This window comes from Bacillus sp. T3 (assembly GCF_033449965.1).
Classification (GTDB): Bacteria; Bacillota; Bacilli; order Bacillales; family Cytobacillaceae; genus Bacillus_BU.
Genome location: NZ_CP137761.1, coordinates 1,473,713 through 1,489,888 on the forward strand (window position 1 = coordinate 1,473,713; position 16,176 = coordinate 1,489,888).

Consider the following 16,176-nt stretch of genomic DNA (forward strand, 5'->3'; position numbering starts at 1 on the left):
ATGGAGAGTAAATTTGTTAAGCTGGCAAGTAAATTCGTTGAGCCGGCAAGTAAATTCGTTGAGCGGGCAAGTAAAATACCGAATCTGGCAAGTAAATTCGTTGAACGGGCAAGTAAAATGCGAAACCGGCAAGTAAATTTACAAAACCGGCAAGAAAACCAACTCGGTTAAAGGTAAAGGAGGGTTAATCCTTGACAATAGAACAAATAAAAATGCCTCAGCTTGGAGAAAGTGTAACGGAAGGCACGATTAGTCGCTGGCTAGTATCAGTTGGCGATACCGTAAATAAATATGACCCATTAGCTGAAGTGATGACGGATAAAGTGAATGCAGAAATTCCATCCTCGTTTGCAGGTGTTATTAAGGAGTTAATTGCTGAGGAAGGTGATACGCTTGCAGTCGGTGAAATTATTTGTACAATCGAAGTAGGGGGTGAAGCTTCTGCACCTGTTGTTCATCATGAACCGAAAGTTGACCCTGTCGTTTCCGCTGCCAAAAATATTGCAGCACGATTAGCAGCAACTCCGTCTAATACTCAATCAGTAGCGGCTCCTGCTGCAAAAGTAGTCAAAGCAGAGGGGAAGGTCCGCTTTTCACCGGCTGTTTTGAAGCTTTCACAAGAGCATGGAATTGACCTTACGCAAGTTCAAGGAACTGGAGCAGAAGGTCGAATCACGCGAAAAGATTTATTAAAGCTAATTGAAGAAGGGACAATTCCAGCACCAGGTATTCATACTGCAGAGGGGGTTCCTTCGGTAAACATAAACGAGATTGAACGTCCTGCGCAGCCTGAACTTCTTACACAAAAACCTGTATCTACCAAACAACCAGTTGCGTCCTCACCAATTAGTAACGCTACGGGAGATATTGAAATTCCTGTAACAGGTGTTCGCAAAGCAATTGCGGCCAATATGGTACGAAGTAAGCAGGAAGTACCACATGCATGGATGATGATTGAAGTAGATGTCACCAACCTAGTACAATACCGTAACGCCATCAAAAACGAATTCAAACAAAAGGAAGGCTATAATCTTACTTTCTTTGCCTTTTTTGTTAAGGCTGTTGCCCAGGCATTAAAAGCTTATCCGCAAATTAATTCGACATGGGCTGGCGATAAAATCATTCAGAAGAAAGATATCAATTTGTCGATTGCAGTGGCAACGGATACTTCATTATTTGTTCCTGTCATTAAAAATGCAGACGAAAAAACAATCAAAGGTATTGCTCGTGAAATTTCCGAATATGCAGCGAAAACCCGTTCTGGAAAATTAACGTCAGAGGATATGAGTGGTGGAACGTTTACCGTTAACAATACAGGCTCCTTCGGTTCGATTCAGTCGATGGGAATCATTAACTATCCACAAGCAGCGATTCTGCAAGTGGAATCGATTGTGAAGCGACCTGTAATTTTAAACGATAACATGATTGCGATTCGGGATATGGTTAATCTTTGCCTATCGCTTGACCATCGTGTTTTAGACGGCCTCGTTTGTGGACGATTCCTGCAGCATTTAAAAGAAACACTTGAAAACATTTCAAAAGATAATACTTCAATTTATTAAAATATAACCGTTGCGCAAAGGCGTAACGGTCTTTTACTGTTCTAAGTAAAGAAAGTATATAATTTTGATGGGTGACTAGCTCCAGCGGCTAGGGGCTCGGGGTCATAAGTTAACCACTTGCGATTTTCTTATAGGCTATGTTAAAGAACGGTGTTGATTTTTGAGCACTCTGTTGATTGGAGCGGAAGGTGCGAGACTCCTGCGGGAGCAGCGGGACAGGTGAGACCCCACAGGCGCAAGTCGCGCCGAGGAGGCTCACTGCCCGCCCCGCGGAAAGGGAGCACCTGTAGCGGAAATCAACAGACAAATTTAACACAGCCTTCTTATAAAAAGAGGCTGACTTTTCCGATAGAAAAGTCAGCCTTCCAAAATGTACCATGAAAGTAATCCTTACCAATGGTGGGCTTTCGCATTACTTCTCGCAATAATCGTGCTTTGAGTTCGCTTCGTTTGTCCGTTTACTTGAGAATTCAAATGTTTTGGCCGGGTCCATGTGTGGTGAAAAAGCTTAGAGTGCGGATCCAAATGATCTTTGTAACTCATACTATCACCTCGTAGGTAGGATACTTGTACATTGATGATATTCAAAAACGAATATCAATTTTAGAATTTGTAAAAAAAATCAAAAGTATTCATTGGAATACTTTTCGGTGAAAATTCCCAGTTATATCTATAGTATCGATATTTAAACTCTACCAATTATTTTACAAGTATAAATAAAATTATCTCTTTCTGAGATTCTCACATTGCCAGTTTTGTCAGGATATACTAAAATAATAAGGGATGCCCGAATAATTAGAATTTTAATACTATTTCGTAACAAGTAATTAATTGGAGGGAGGGGAGGTTGTCCTTGAGACAGCCGGCTTATGAGTATGAATGAAATGTTAAGCGTTGTTTTTCCACCTGGCAACAACGGAAAGCTGGAAACAAAAAGCCGAAGAAACCTTAAAAGGAAAGCCTGTCGATACACTATCTAAGAATACATACGAAGAGATTAGGTTAAAACCGCTTTATACAAAAGAAGATGTTGAAAGCAAAATCGTATCAGAAATACCAGGATTTGAAGATTACCGCCGTGGTATCAATCCATTAGGTTATGCGACAAATGACTGGAAGGTTGCACAAACAATCCCTGCAGAAAATGTCGAGGAAATGAAAGAACTACTCGTGACTTCATTTCAAAAAGGGCAAACAGCTATTTCTTTTGAATTATCCGAAAAGGTATTAGTTGAAATTCCATCTATCTTAGCTGATGTTTTTGCATCACATCCATTTAGTGTAAACGCAAAGCAATATCAAGCAGACCTTTTGACCCTTGTGCAGCAATTGGCAGAGGAAAACGGAAAGTCAGCAGAAGTAACTGGCTATATTGGGTTTGACCCGGTTGCTACCGCTGTTGAAACTGGTGTTGAAATGGATGCTGCCTATGATCAATGGGCTAAAACAATTGGTTATCATGCCGAAAAGCTACCAAATGTAAAAACGATTCTTGTGGACACTACACCTTATCACAATGGTGGAGCGAATGCTATTCAAGAATTAGCAATTAGCTTAGCAACAGGCGTTGAACATATTCAAAGATTGACTGAACGTGGAATAAGTTTGGAAACAGTTCTTGAAAAAATGGTATTTAAATTTGCAATCGGTTCCAACTTCTTTATGGAAATGTCCAAATTACGTGCAGCAAGACTTCTATGGAGCAAGTTAACAGAAGCTTATCAAGTTGTGCCTAGTTTGCGAAAATTGGTGATTTCTGCTGAAACTTCGCAGTTCACGAAAACAAAATATGATCCGTATGTTAACTTATTAAGAGCAGGGAATGAGGCATTTGCTGCCATTCTTGGAGGAATCCAATTCCTGCATGTAAGCCCATTCAATGAACCAGAAGGTCATGTTACGGCGTTCTCTGATCGAATTGCACGTAATACTCAGCTTATTTTAAAAGAAGAAGCACATTTGAAAAATGTTGTTGACCCAGCTGGCGGATCTTGGTATATCGAATCATTAACAAATGAACTTGCTGAAAAAGCATGGGCGTTATTTTTGGAAATAGACGAAAAAGGTGGCCTAGTTTCAACTTTATGTTCGAACTGGCTCCAGGAACAAATTTTAGCAGTGAAAGAAAAGCGTCAAAAAGATATTTTCACTCGTAAACAAAGTATTATTGGAACAAATATTTATGCGAACCTTCAAGACCAACCACTTCAAGTTTCAAAAACGGACGAAGTGACAGGAGAAGGTTCCATTCAAACCATTACACAAGAACGATTAGCACAGCCGTATGAAAGCTTACGTGGCCGTGCAGAAGCATTAAAAGCGGAAGCTTGTGTTGGCTTAATTTGTCTTGGTGAATTAAAACAACATAAAGCCCGTGCTGACTTTATTACTGGTTTCGTTGCACCTGGTGGAATTAAAACAGTAAAAAGTGAAGGTGTTAACTCAATTGAGTCTGCCATGGCTTTTGTTGAAAGCAATTCATTAAGTCATTATTGTGTTTGCGGAAGCAATGATCAATACAACGAATTAGGTTCAGAATTTGTTTCGAAAATCAAAGCTCAGTACCCGAGTTTAACACTCTATATTGCTGGTGCTCCTGAAAATGAATCAGAATGGCGTGAAGCGGGTATTTCTGAGTTTATTACGGTAAAAAGCAATTGCTACCAAACACTAGCACAGCTTTTAGATGAAATGGAGGTGGAATCAAAATGAGTAAACCAGATTTTAAGAAAATAGAAATTTTAAAGGACCAAGAAGTAACGAAGCAAGAATGGCAGGCGAAAGCGGAAGAAGAAGTTTCTAAATCGATTGATGACCTTCTATTCGAAACGAACGAATACATTAAAGTCAAACCTCTTTATACGAATGATGATCTTGCAGGCATGACACATCTTGACGATAAGCCAGGGATTGCTCCGTATACACGTGGACCTTATCCAACTATGTACGTGAACCGTCCATGGACAGTTCGTCAATATGCAGGCTTCTCAACAGCTGAAGAAAGTAATGCATTCTATCGTCGAAACCTCGCAATGGGTCAAAAAGGTTTATCCGTAGCATTTGACCTTGCAACGCACCGTGGCTATGATTCCGACCACCCTCGTGTTGTTGGGGATGTAGGGAAAGCTGGAGTTGCTATCGACTCTATTCTTGATATGAAAATATTATTTGATGGGATTCCACTTGATCAAATGTCAGTATCGATGACGATGAACGGTGCAGTATTACCGGTTTTGGCATTTTATATCGTAACGGCAGAAGAGCAGGGAGTAAGCCAGGAAAAGCTTTCTGGTACCATTCAAAATGATATTTTAAAGGAATACATGGTTCGTAACACATATATTTACCCTCCAGAAATGTCAATGAAAATCATCGCTGACATTTTTGAATATACGTCCAAGTATATGCCTAAATTCAATAGCATTAGTATCTCAGGCTACCATATGCAAGAAGCAGGAGCACCTGCAGATATCGAGCTTGCCTATACATTAGCAGATGGACTTGAATACGTAAGAACAGGCTTAAAAGCTGGTATCCCTATCGATAAGTTTGCTCCGAGACTTTCGTTCTTCTGGGCAATCGGGATGAACTATTTCATGGAAGTGGCAAAAATGCGTGCTGCCCGGATTATTTGGGCAAAAATGATTAAAACATTCTTGCCAGAAAATGAAAAATCACTGGCTTTGCGTACACACTCACAGACTTCAGGCTGGAGTTTAACGGAACAAGACCCATTTAATAACGTTACACGTACGCTAATTGAAGCACATGCTGCAACGATGGGTCATACGCAATCTCTTCACACCAATGCATTGGATGAAGCGATTGCCCTTCCAACTGATTTCTCTGCAAGGATTGCTCGTAATACTCAGCTCTTCCTACAAGAAGAAGCAGGTGTAACGAATGTTATTGATCCATGGGGTGGTTCTTACTATGTAGAGGCACTTACCAATCAATTAGTAGAGCGTGCATGGATGCATATCGAAGAAATCGAAAATCTTGGTGGTATGGCCAAGGCGATTGAAACTGGGCTTCCAAAAATGAGAATCGAAGAAGCTGCTGCTCGTAGACAAGCGAAAATTGACTCTGGTGAAGAAACCATCATTGGTGTGAACAAATATCGCCTTGAAAAAGAAGAAGCAATCGACATTTTAGAAGTTGATAATACAGCAGTTAGAAAATCTCAAATCGAAAGATTAGAGCAATTAAGATCAACTCGTGATGAAAAAGCTGTTAAAGATGCACTTGCAGCTCTTACACGTGCGGCAGAAGCAGGAGAAGGAAATCTTTTAGATCTTGCAGTAAAAGCAGCACGAGCTCGTGCTTCACTTGGAGAAATCTCCGATGCAATTGAAGTGGTGTCTGGTCGTCATAAAGCTGTTATTCGCTCAATAAGCGGAGTTTACAGCACCGCCTTCTCAAATGAGGAAGAGATTGCTACGGTTAAACAAATGTGTGAAGAATTCCTTGAAAACGAAGGAAGAAGACCGCGTATCCTAGTTGCAAAGCTTGGTCAGGATGGACATGACCGAGGAGCTAAAGTTATTTCTACTGCTTTTGCGGATTTAGGCTATGATGTTGATATCGGTCCTTTATTCCAAACACCAGAGGAAACAGCACGCCAAGCGGTTGAGAACGACGTTCATGTTGTTGGTTTTAGTTCACTTGCTGCTGGTCATAAGACATTGTTACCAGCACTTGTTGAGGAATTAAAGAAGCTTGGCCGTGAAGATATTCTTGTCGTGATTGGCGGGGTTATTCCAGCTCAGGACTATGATTATTTATATGAGCATGGTGCTGCTGCTATCTTTGGTCCTGGAACCGTCATTCCTGTTGCAGCTCAAAAGGTAATCGAAACAATCTATCAGCGTTTGGGATACGAGGAAGTGGTTCGATAATGAACGAGAATAAAAATTCGGATAGGCAAGAGCCTTCATTTGCGGAGGGGATACAGTCTAGTTCCATTCCTCCCAAAAAAAGGTTCAAGAAAAAGTCAGCTGGTCAAGATTTAAGTGTTGATGATCTGGCAAAAGGAGTTAAGAGTGGGGATCGAGGGCTGCTCGCCCGAGCCATTACCCTGATAGAAAGTAATGCCGAACACCATTTTCAAAAAGGACAGGAGCTTTTGCAAAAGCTCCTGCCAGAGTCAGGTAAGTCTATCCGTATCGGTATTACCGGTGTTCCTGGGGCTGGAAAAAGTACCTTTATTGAGGCGTTTGGTACGTACTTGTGTGAACAAGGATTTCGTGTTGCAGTATTGGCTGTTGACCCAAGCTCAAGCATTAGCGGTGGGAGTATTCTCGGGGATAAAACGAGAATGGGTGAATTAGCCAATAACCCACGTGCATTTATCCGCCCTTCTCCGTCTGAAGGAAAGCTTGGCGGGGTGCATCGGAAAACACGGGAAACGATGCTAATTTGTGAAGCAGCAGGCTTTGATGTGATCTTGATCGAAACGGTCGGGGTTGGTCAAAGTGAAGTGGTTGTTCGCAACATGGTTGACTTTTTCATGCTTGTTGTTTTAACAGGCGCAGGTGATGAGTTACAAGGAATGAAAAAGGGAATTATGGAGCTTGCGGATGCGATCGTTGTCAATAAGGCAGATGGTGAAAATAAACCATTAGCCGAAAAAACACGTGAAGAATACAAGCGAATTGTCCATTTCCTTCAGCCGTATACAAAAGGGTGGCCAACTCAAGTCACTACTTGTTCTGCTTTGTATTATGAGGGAATCGATGGAGTTTGGAAAATCATTAATGATTTTGAGCAAAAAACGAAGCAAACGGGTGTTTTTGAAGCGAGACGCCGTGTTCAAACGAAAGAATGGATGTATTCGATGATTGTAGACCAGCTCCAAGCTAGCTTTTTCCATCATCCGGACGTGAAATTTTTACTACCAAAGCTTGAAAATGAAGTCATTACGGGTGATCGAACTGTAACTTCGGCAGTTGAAAGCTTATTCAAGGCCTATTTAGGCTAAGCAAAAGCGCGGTTCCAACAGGAATCGCGCTTTTTGTGAAGTCGATTGTTTGAATCATATCGATTGTATTGGTATCATATAAGTATAGTTGTTAACTTACTAATTACAATTCAAGGAGCGATACGATGAATATCGATTTTAACCTTTTCATGAATGATGTTGTTCGCCAAGCACGGCAAGAAATTACAGCTGCTGGTTATAAGGAATTGACATCCTCTGCTGAAGTTGAGGAAGCATTAGCACAAAAAGGAACAACACTTGTTATGATTAATTCTGTATGCGGTTGTGCTGGTGGCGTTGCCCGTCCTGCAGCAGCGCATGCCCTGCATTATGATAAACGCCCGGATCATTTAGTTACTGTTTTCGCAGGTCAAGATAAGGAAGCAACAGAAAAGGCTCGAAGCTATTTTACTGGGTTTCCACCTTCGTCCCCTTCATTTGCTTTGTTAAAGGATGGCAAAATTTGCACGATGGTTGAGCGACATGATATTGAAGGCTTTGCACCAACAGAAGTGGTTCAAAAACTTCAAAGTGTGTTTGAACAATATTGCGAGGAAGTATAAAGATGGGATCTCCCATCTTTTTTTCTGTCTATGGACTGAAATTAAGATTGAATTTTGATAAAATTAGGAAAAAGGGTAGTTTTATAGAGCATTAATAAAAAAATCATTGTTACGGAGAAAAGTATGAAATTTAAAATTGGTTATCGAACCTTAAAAACGGCGATAGGAACGGCACTTTCAATTATGCTCGCTCAAAGCATTGGTCTTGAAAGCTATGTTTCTGCAGGAATTTTAACGATTTTATGTATTCAAGTGACGAGAAAAAAATCATTACGTGCGTCCTGGAATCGATTTTTAGCCTGCTTACTAGCCATGTTGTTTGCCACTATTTTTTTCGAGGGAATTGCCTACCATCCACTCGTAATCGGTTTACTTCTTATTTTCTTTATTCCTGTTGTTGTAAGTTTAAAAGCACAGGAAGGAATTGTCTCAAGCTCAGTTATTCTCCTTCACATCTTCGCAGCTGGTAATGTTTCATTGGCAATTATTACAAATGAATTAGGACTTATTATTATTGGGATTGGTGTCGCATTAATCATGAATCTATATATGCCAAGTGTGGAACCAAAATTGGATGTGTACCAACAGCAAATCGAAATTCGATTTAGAAAAATTTTTATGGAAATTGCTCGTTATTTACGGACAAACGAGCTGGATTGGGATGGAAAGGAATTGACTGAGGTTGCGAAATTGATCGACGACGCAAAAATTTTAGCGTTTCGTGTTGTCGAAAACCAATTGCTAAAACAGGAAAATATTTACTATCATTATTTTAGGATAAGGGAAAAGCAATTTGAAATTATTGAGCGTGTATTGCCTACCATTACCACCATTCAACCAATGGTTATGCAGCGTGAGATCATTGCTCATTTTATCGAGGAATTGGCTGAAGGGATTAACCCAGGTAACCGTGCATATGTGTATTTAGAGAAATTAATGAGTATGAAACAGGAATTTGAAAACATGGATATGCCAAAGACCCGAGAGGAGTTTGAAGCAAGAGCTGCATTATTGCATTTCACCAATGAGATGGAGCGATATTTAATTATTAAAAGTACATTTAAAGGACTTCCTACTAATAAAAGGGAGAATCGAAAGAAGGCTGCTGATACAAACTAAGAAAAAACAAAGATGGTGTTACGATGTTATCTTTCCTATCAGCTTTTATTCTCTCTTTTTCCCTTTCTCCAATATGGCCATTGGGACCGAACCCAATGCCGGGTGATCCCTTTCTAATTGTGAATAAACACAGTAATCAAGTTGCATTTATAGACGATAATCGCATCAGAATCATTGATGATGTAGCAACAGGCATGACGAGTGAACTTACGCCTGAGGGACTTTTTACCGTAACCGTTAAAGCGGTTAACCCCTACTATCGCAGGAAAAATATTAATGGTGGGGATCCTAATAATCCGTTAGGAACAAGATGGATTGGCTTTGATGCGGTAGGAACTGATGGGCGGATATATGGTTTACATGGAACGAATCAGCCGGAATCGATTGGTAAATATGTTTCACAAGGCTGCATACGCATGAAAAAAGAAACGATTGAATTCGTTTATGACATGATTCCACTTGGGTCAAAAATTTGTATTGTGTCCTCAACAAAAACTTTTCGACAATTAGCAATTGAATATGGTGCGATTCAATAAAAAAAGGCTGATTCCTAATATAAAGGGATCAGCCTTTTTAATCGTTTTTATAGAAATTGTGAAATTCCTAATAGGAGGGTAGAAGCAAGCATCGCAAAGAGCATAAGCATGACTATGAATTTTCTAGTTTTTTTATTTTGCATAATTGGATCCTCCTTAAACGTAACTATTCTAGCCCTTCCATTTTAATAAAAAAAACAATTTTCAACAACTGAAAATTTTATGAAGGAATTCTGAAAATTTTGTAGAATATTATAATTATTATACTATTCTGAAGAAGGTATGGTGGGAGAAAATGGTGAAAAAAGTCGATCACATTGGGATCGCAGTCAGATCATTAGAGGAAAGCTTGTCATTTTATACTGATGTTCTTCGGTTGCCTTTAGAAAGCATTGAAGAAGTTGCAAGCCAAAAAGTTAAGGTAGCCTTTATACAAGTTGGGGAGACAAAAATAGAGCTACTAGAACCGACATCTGCTGACAGCCCAATAGCTAAATTTATTGAAAAGCGGGGGGAAGGAATCCATCACGTTGCTCTTGGTGTGGGGTCAATCAAAGAGCGAATTGAGGAAATGAAAGAAAAGGGTATAAAAATGATTGATGATGAACCAAGGCCTGGGGCACACGGTACAAAAGTTGCATTTATGCATCCAAAATCAACTGGAGGGGTATTATATGAGTTCTGTGAAAAGTAAAGAGGCAGTTACGACGCCTGATATGTTTGAAAAAATTTATGAATTGTATGATTTAAAACGCGAAATCGAATTAGGTGGTGGTGATGCCCGGATCGCGAAGCAACATGAAAAGGGAAAGCTAACCGCTAGAGAAAGAATCGAATTATTAGTAGATCCAGGAACATTTGTAGAATTAAACGCATTTATCGAACACCGTAGCAGTGACTTTGGTCTTGAAAATGTTAAGGGGCCTGGTGATGGTGTTGTAACTGGATATGGTAAAGTGAATGGCCGTCCAATCTACTTATTCTCTCAAGATTTTACTGTTTTTGGTGGAGCATTAGGGGAAATGCATGCCATGAAAATTGCGAATGTTATGGATTTGGCTGCGAAAAATGGTGCGCCATTTATTGGTTTAAATGATTCCGGCGGTGCGCGAATTCAGGAAGGCGTAGTTTCTCTAGATGGTTATGGTCAAATTTTCTACCGTAACTCTATTTATTCTGGGGTAATTCCACAAATTTCTGTTATTTTAGGACCTTGTGCTGGTGGTGCGGTGTATTCACCTGCCATTACGGATTTTGTCTTCATGGTTGAAAAAACAAGCCAAATGTTTATCACTGGTCCGAAGGTTATTGAAACCGTTACCGGAGAAAAAATTTCGTCTGAAAACCTTGGTGGTGCGAAAGTACATAGTACGATTAGCGGTAACTGCCACTATCGTGCTGAAACAGAAGAAGAAATTATTCAAGCGGTTCGCGATGTATTAAGCTATCTTCCAAACAATTGTAACGAAATGCCTCCTCGTTTAGAAGCGACTGATGAGGATGATTACCGTCCAGAATTAGCGGAGGTTGTTCCTATCACGGCGACGAAGTCTTATGACGTACATGTTGTTATAGAACAGGTTGTCGATTCCGGATCTTTTATGGAAATACACAAAGACTTCGCGAAAAACGTAGTAGTTGGTTTTGCTAGAATTAAAGGTGAGCCAGTTGGGTTAGTATGTAACCAACCAAAATTCATGGCTGGTGGCCTTGATATCGATTCATCTGATAAAGCTGCACGCTTTATCCGTTTGTGTGATTCTTTTAATGTTCCGATTATTACGTTCGAAGATGTAACCGGATTCTTCCCTGGAATCAAACAAGAGCACGGCGGTATCATCCGTCACGGGGCGAAAATCCTTTATGCATATTCTGAAGCAACGGTTCCTAAACTTACCGTTATTACGAGAAAAGCTTACGGTGGTGCATATGTTGCATTAAATAGTAAATCAATCGGCGCAGACTTAGTATTTGCATGGCCAAATGCAGAAATTGCCGTTATGGGATCACAAGGTGCTGCAAACATTATTTTTGCGAAGGAAATTGCTAACAGCGCAGATCCTGAAGCAACTCGTGCAGCAAAAATTGAAGAATATCGTGAAAAGTTTGCTAATCCATATGTTGCAGCAAGCCGTGGTATGGTGGATGATGTTATTGATCCACGTGATACAAGAATTAAGCTCATTCAAGCGCTTGAAATGCTTCGCAATAAAGAAGAAAAAAGACCAAAGAAAAAACACGGAAACATCCCATTGTAATAATTCGTCTTATAAAATCCCAAACGGACTTCCAGTTTGGGATTTTGTTTATTTGATGATTAAAATTGATAAGAGTATACTAGGAGTGATTATACTTTGGAGGTTAACATATGGCTATTAATCAAGAGCGCTTATTAAACGAGTTTTTAGAGCTCGTTCAAATTGATTCTGAAACAAAATACGAAGCTGAAATTGCAAAGGTTTTAAAAGAAAAGTTTACCGGATTGGGTGTAGACGTTTTCGAAGATGATACAACTGCCATCACAGGACATGGTGCAGGAAACCTAATTTGTACCTTGAAAGGAACAAAGGAAGGAGTCGATACGATTTACTTCACTTCCCATATGGATACAGTTGTTCCGGGAAAAGGGGTTAAACCAAGCATTAAAGATGGATATGTTGTCACAGATGGAACAACGATTCTTGGTGCTGATGATAAAACGGGTCTTGCTGTAATGATTGAGACTGTACGGATGCTTAAAGAGCAAAACATCCCGCATGGCACGATTCAGTTTATCATTACTGTGGGTGAAGAATCTGGTTTACATGGTGCGAAAGCATTAGATCCGAAACTAGTAAATGCGAAATATGGCTATGCATTAGATAGTGATGGCAAGGTTGGAAACATTATCGTTGCCGCGCCAACTCAAGCGAAAATTACTGCTGTGATTCACGGCAAAACAGCACATGCAGGTGTAGCTCCAGAAAAGGGTGTATCTGCGATTACGATTGCCGCTAAAGCTGTTGCAAAAATGAGTTTAGGTCGAATTGATGATGAAACAACTGCGAATATTGGACGCTTCGAGGGTGGAAAGCAAACGAATATCGTGGCTGACCGTTGTGATATTTTAGCAGAAGCTCGCTCACTTATTCCGGAAAAAATGGAAAAACAAGCGCAAAGCATGAAAGAAGCGTTTGAATCCGTTGCAAAAGCAATGGGCGGAAGTGCAGAGGTAGAAATTGATGTTATGTATCCTGGCTTTAAGTTCGGAAGTGGCGACCATGTAGTTGAAATAGCACGTAAGGCTGCTGCAAAAATCGGTCGTAGCTCTGAATTACTGCACAGTGGTGGAGGCAGTGATGCGAACGTGATTGCAGGTTTTGGTATTCCTACCGTCAACCTTGCTGTTGGATATGAGGAAATACATACAACAAACGAAAGAATGCCAGTTGAGGAACTATATAAATTAGCGGAGATGGTCATCGCCATTATTGAAGAAGTTTCTGCGAATTAATTAACACTTTGATGGAGAGCGAATTTCGCTCTTCTTTTTGTTATACTTTAAATATTAATCATGCCAGCAGAGAGGTGACTTTGATGAAGGAAATGTACCCAAAGAATGGCAGAGTGATTTTGCATGTTGATATGAATAGCTTCTATGCTTCCGTTGAAATGGCACTTGACCCCTCATTAAAAGGAAAACCACTCGCGATCGCTGGAAATGTAGAAGAAAGACGAGGAATCATTGTTACTTGTAGCTATGAAGCACGCAAATTTGGTGTGAAAACAACGATGCCCTTGTGGGAAGCAAAGAAGCTTTGTCCACAGCTGATTGTCAGAAAACCGAATTTTGATCGCTATCGTGCAGCCTCGACGAAAATGTTTGAGCTTCTTCGCAGTTATTCTGAATTAGTGGAACCTGTTTCAATTGATGAAGGGTACATGGATATTACAGATTGCTATGAGCTTGGCTCTCCCATCCAAATTGCTGAATCCATTCAACAGACTTTGTTAAATGATCACGATTTGCCATGTAGCATCGGGATCGCACCCAATAAATTTTTAGCAAAAATGGCCTCAGACATGAAAAAACCATTAGGAATTACCGTGTTGCGCAAGCGCGATATTCCTACTGTCCTCTGGCCAATGCCAGTCGGGGAAATGCATGGTGTTGGTAAAAAAACAGCAGAAAAACTGGCCCCATTCAATATTCTTTCCATTGGCGATTTAGCGAAAGGCAATGAAATTCAATTAAAAGCCCTACTCGGAATCAACGGGGTTCGGCTAAAAAATCGCGCAAATGGAATCGACAATCGCCCTGTCGATCCAGAGTCTGTTTATGATTTTAAAAGCATCGGAAATTCAACAACGCTCTCAAAGGATGTTACAAATCAGCATCAGCTTCTACAAGTTCTTGAAGGCTTAGTTAGTAAAGTTGCACAGCGGCTAAAAAACAAAAAAGTGCTTGCGCAAACGATTGGCGTAACCATTCGCTATAAAGATCGAAAAACGATTACACGCAGTCGAAAACTAATCAATCCAATAAGATCCGTTGAGGAAATTTTTGAGGAAGCAAAAGGCTTATTTTTAAAAAATTGGAACGGCGAAGGTATTCGATTACTTGGTGTAACAGGAACGGATTTACAGGAGCAGGAGGATGCAGTTAAACAGCTTGACCTGTTTTCGTACGAAAATGACGCAAAAAAGGCGCCATTGTATGAAACGATGGAAAAGTTACGTGAGAAATTTGGCAAGCATATCATTGAAAAAGCTGTCGATGTCGCATCGGAGCAGCCGAACACGACCACAATTGGGACAGATACTAGCTTTAATAAAGATTTCTTGTTACAAGCTGAAAAACAGAAGAAGAACAAAAAAGAGTGAGAATAGGTGGTCAATAGTTTAGTCAAAATAAGAGTGAGAAGGTAAATAGTTGAATCTCCTGTCGAATCTTGTTAAAGTATTAAAGGTAAATTTGTTTACGGAATATAGTGCTAGAAGGGACGTTAAATCATGAGTACACAACAAATTGGCGTAATTGGTTTAGCTGTAATGGGCAAAAACCTTGCAATGAATATTGAAAGCAGAGGATACACGGTTTCTGTTTATAATCGTTCACGCGAAAAAACAGACGAAATGTTAAGTGAAACGACAGGGAAAAACATTGTCGGTACATATACACTTGAAGAATTCGTAAACTCATTAGAAATACCTCGCAAAATTCTTTTAATGGTAAAAGCAGGGGCGGCTACTGATGCAACAATTGAACAGTTAAAGCCATTGCTAGACAAAGGTGATATCGTCATTGATGGTGGAAACACATTCTTTGTTGATACACAGCGTCGTAATAAAGAATTAAGTGAACTAGGAATTCACTTTATTGGAACAGGGGTTTCTGGTGGTGAAGAAGGTGCTCTTCGCGGACCTTCAATCATGCCTGGTGGTCAAAAGGAAGCACACGCACTTGTTGCTCCAATCTTTGAAGCCATTTCTGCAAAAGTAAATGGTGAGCCTTGTACAACTTATATCGGTCCAGATGGTGCCGGACATTACGTAAAAATGGTGCACAACGGTATTGAGTACGGCGATATGCAATTAATTTGCGAAGCGTACTTCTTAATGAAACACACATTAGGTTTGAGTGCTCAGGAGTTCCATGAGGTGTTCTCTGAGTGGAACAAAGGTGAGCTTGATAGCTACTTAATCGAGATTACCGCTGATATTTTCACAAAAATGGATGAAGAGACTGGTAAGCCACTAGTCGATCTTATCCTTGATACAGCAGGCCAAAAAGGTACAGGTAAATGGACGAGCCAAAGTGCTCTAGACTTAGGTGTGCCGCTTCCAATCATCACGGAATCTGTATTTGCACGATTTATTTCGGCGATGAAGGATGAGCGCGTTGCAGCAAGCAAGCTATTAAATGGCCCAGAAGCAAAACCGTTTACTGGTGACAAAGCAGCCTTTATTGAAGCGGTTCGTAAAGCGTTATACATGAGTAAAATTGTGTCCTATGCTCAAGGCTTCGCACAAATGCGTGCTGCGTCAGAAGAGTACAACTGGGATCTTCAATACGGCGATATTGCGATGATTTTCCGCGGTGGCTGTATCATCCGTGCCCAATTCTTACAAAAAATTAAAGATGCTTATGATCGCGACCCAGGCTTGAAAAATCTATTGCTTGATCCTTACTTCAAGGAGATTGTTGAGAGTTACCAAGCTGCTCTTCGTGAAATCATTGGCGTTTCTGTACAGAACGGTGTTCCGGTTCCATGTTTCTCTGCAGCATTGTCTTACTTCGACAGCTACAGATTAGAAACACTACCAGCGAATCTGCTTCAAGCACAACGTGATTATTTCGGTGCTCACACATACCAACGCACTGATAAAGAAGGAATTTTCCATACTGAGTGGATGGAAAAATAAAAATAATAAAA

The 16,176-nt window shown here is 40.3% G+C and carries 15 protein-coding genes; 13 read left to right on the top strand and 2 right to left on the bottom strand.

Annotated elements, in window-relative coordinates; all coding sequences use genetic code 11:
* Both RGF10_RS07585 and RGF10_RS07590 read left to right on the top strand, forming a co-directional pair.
* Positions 1–171 (top strand): hypothetical protein, encoded by a 171-nt coding sequence (locus RGF10_RS07585; protein ID WP_318508477.1) that lies wholly within the window; start codon positions 1–3, stop codon positions 169–171.
* Between the two features lie 20 nt (positions 172–191).
* A complete protein-coding gene (locus tag RGF10_RS07590; protein WP_318508478.1) occupies positions 192–1,562 on the top strand; it encodes a dihydrolipoamide acetyltransferase family protein in 1,371 nt (456 codons plus the stop codon).
* Positions 1,563–1,952: 390 nt separating this feature from the next.
* Here RGF10_RS07590 and RGF10_RS07595 read toward each other — a convergent pair whose 3' ends face one another.
* Positions 1,953–2,105: a YpzG family protein gene (locus tag RGF10_RS07595; protein WP_318508479.1), complete on the bottom strand. Its 153-nt coding sequence runs from the start codon at positions 2,103–2,105 to the stop codon at positions 1,953–1,955.
* Positions 2,106–2,456: 351 nt separating this feature from the next.
* Between RGF10_RS07595 and RGF10_RS07600 the strand changes: the two genes are divergently transcribed.
* The 6 genes from RGF10_RS07600 to RGF10_RS07625 all read left to right on the top strand — a co-directional run bounded on the left by RGF10_RS07600 (position 2,457) and on the right by RGF10_RS07625 (position 9,760).
* Positions 2,457–4,274: a methylmalonyl-CoA mutase subunit beta gene (locus RGF10_RS07600; RefSeq protein WP_318508480.1), complete on the top strand. Its 1,818-nt coding sequence runs from the start codon at positions 2,457–2,459 to the stop codon at positions 4,272–4,274.
* Positions 4,271–6,460, top strand: coding sequence for a methylmalonyl-CoA mutase (gene scpA / locus RGF10_RS07605; RefSeq protein ID WP_318508481.1), 2,190 nt, complete (start codon positions 4,271–4,273; stop codon positions 6,458–6,460). The genes RGF10_RS07600 and scpA overlap by 4 nt, the downstream gene beginning before the upstream one ends.
* A complete protein-coding gene (gene meaB / locus RGF10_RS07610; RefSeq protein ID WP_318508482.1) occupies positions 6,460–7,542 on the top strand; it encodes a methylmalonyl Co-A mutase-associated GTPase MeaB in 1,083 nt (360 codons plus the stop codon). Before scpA ends, meaB begins: the two co-directional genes overlap by 1 nt.
* Positions 7,543–7,667: 125 nt before the next feature.
* The gene (locus tag RGF10_RS07615) at positions 7,668–8,105 is read left to right on the top strand and encodes a BrxA/BrxB family bacilliredoxin (protein WP_318508483.1); all 438 of its coding nucleotides are present in this window, start codon (positions 7,668–7,670) and stop codon (positions 8,103–8,105) included.
* A 123-nt stretch (positions 8,106–8,228) separates the two neighbouring features.
* Entirely contained in the window at positions 8,229–9,224 is a 996-nt protein-coding gene (locus tag RGF10_RS07620; RefSeq protein ID WP_318508484.1) for an aromatic acid exporter family protein, read from the top strand.
* A 23-nt stretch (positions 9,225–9,247) separates the two neighbouring features.
* A complete protein-coding gene (locus RGF10_RS07625) occupies positions 9,248–9,760 on the top strand; it encodes a L,D-transpeptidase (RefSeq protein WP_318508485.1) in 513 nt (170 codons plus the stop codon).
* 47 nt (positions 9,761–9,807) lie between these two features.
* Here RGF10_RS07625 and prli42 read toward each other — a convergent pair whose 3' ends face one another.
* A complete protein-coding gene (gene prli42, locus RGF10_RS07630; RefSeq protein WP_318508486.1) occupies positions 9,808–9,903 on the bottom strand; it encodes a stressosome-associated protein Prli42 in 96 nt (31 codons plus the stop codon).
* A 152-nt stretch (positions 9,904–10,055) separates the two neighbouring features.
* Here prli42 and mce point away from each other — a divergent pair, with 152 nt between their 5' ends.
* From mce to gndA, 5 genes are all read left to right on the top strand, one after another.
* Positions 10,056–10,454, top strand: a complete 399-nt coding sequence (gene mce, locus RGF10_RS07635) for a methylmalonyl-CoA epimerase (RefSeq protein WP_318508487.1) — start codon at positions 10,056–10,058, stop codon at positions 10,452–10,454.
* Positions 10,435–12,018, top strand: coding sequence for an acyl-CoA carboxylase subunit beta (locus RGF10_RS07640; RefSeq protein ID WP_318508488.1), 1,584 nt, complete (start codon positions 10,435–10,437; stop codon positions 12,016–12,018). Before mce ends, RGF10_RS07640 begins: the two co-directional genes overlap by 20 nt.
* A 110-nt stretch (positions 12,019–12,128) precedes the next feature.
* Complete coding sequence (locus RGF10_RS07645) at positions 12,129–13,253, top strand: M20/M25/M40 family metallo-hydrolase (RefSeq protein WP_318508489.1); 1,125 nt, start codon at positions 12,129–12,131, stop codon at positions 13,251–13,253.
* An 83-nt stretch (positions 13,254–13,336) separates the two neighbouring features.
* On the top strand, positions 13,337–14,623 hold the full coding sequence (locus RGF10_RS07650) for a DNA polymerase IV (RefSeq protein WP_318508490.1): 1,287 nt from the start codon (positions 13,337–13,339) through the stop codon (positions 14,621–14,623).
* A 129-nt stretch (positions 14,624–14,752) separates the two neighbouring features.
* A complete protein-coding gene (gndA, locus tag RGF10_RS07655; RefSeq protein WP_318508491.1) occupies positions 14,753–16,165 on the top strand; it encodes an NADP-dependent phosphogluconate dehydrogenase in 1,413 nt (470 codons plus the stop codon).
* Positions 16,166–16,176: the final 11 nt, after the last annotated feature.

Bases quoted from the DNA above. Each gene is read 5' to 3' on its own strand.
- RGF10_RS07625 (WP_318508485.1), top strand. From the start codon at position 9,248: ATGTTATCTTTCCTATCAGCTTTTATTCTCTCTTTTTCCCTTTCTCCA.
- RGF10_RS07620 (WP_318508484.1), top strand. From the start codon at position 8,229: ATGAAATTTAAAATTGGTTATCGAACCTTAAAAACGGCGATAGGAACG.
- mce (WP_318508487.1), top strand. From the start codon at position 10,056: ATGGTGAAAAAAGTCGATCACATTGGGATCGCAGTCAGATCATTAGAG.
- RGF10_RS07650 (WP_318508490.1), top strand. From the start codon at position 13,337: ATGAAGGAAATGTACCCAAAGAATGGCAGAGTGATTTTGCATGTTGAT.
- RGF10_RS07595 (WP_318508479.1), bottom strand. From the start codon at position 2,105: ATGAGTTACAAAGATCATTTGGATCCGCACTCTAAGCTTTTTCACCAC.
- meaB (WP_318508482.1), top strand. From the start codon at position 6,460: ATGAACGAGAATAAAAATTCGGATAGGCAAGAGCCTTCATTTGCGGAG.
- RGF10_RS07615 (WP_318508483.1), top strand. From the start codon at position 7,668: ATGAATATCGATTTTAACCTTTTCATGAATGATGTTGTTCGCCAAGCA.
- gndA (WP_318508491.1), top strand. From the start codon at position 14,753: ATGAGTACACAACAAATTGGCGTAATTGGTTTAGCTGTAATGGGCAAA.
- prli42 (WP_318508486.1), bottom strand. From the start codon at position 9,903: ATGCAAAATAAAAAAACTAGAAAATTCATAGTCATGCTTATGCTCTTT.
- scpA (WP_318508481.1), top strand. From the start codon at position 4,271: ATGAGTAAACCAGATTTTAAGAAAATAGAAATTTTAAAGGACCAAGAA.
- RGF10_RS07645 (WP_318508489.1), top strand. From the start codon at position 12,129: ATGGCTATTAATCAAGAGCGCTTATTAAACGAGTTTTTAGAGCTCGTT.
- RGF10_RS07585 (WP_318508477.1), top strand. From the start codon at position 1: ATGGAGAGTAAATTTGTTAAGCTGGCAAGTAAATTCGTTGAGCCGGCA.
- RGF10_RS07640 (WP_318508488.1), top strand. From the start codon at position 10,435: ATGAGTTCTGTGAAAAGTAAAGAGGCAGTTACGACGCCTGATATGTTT.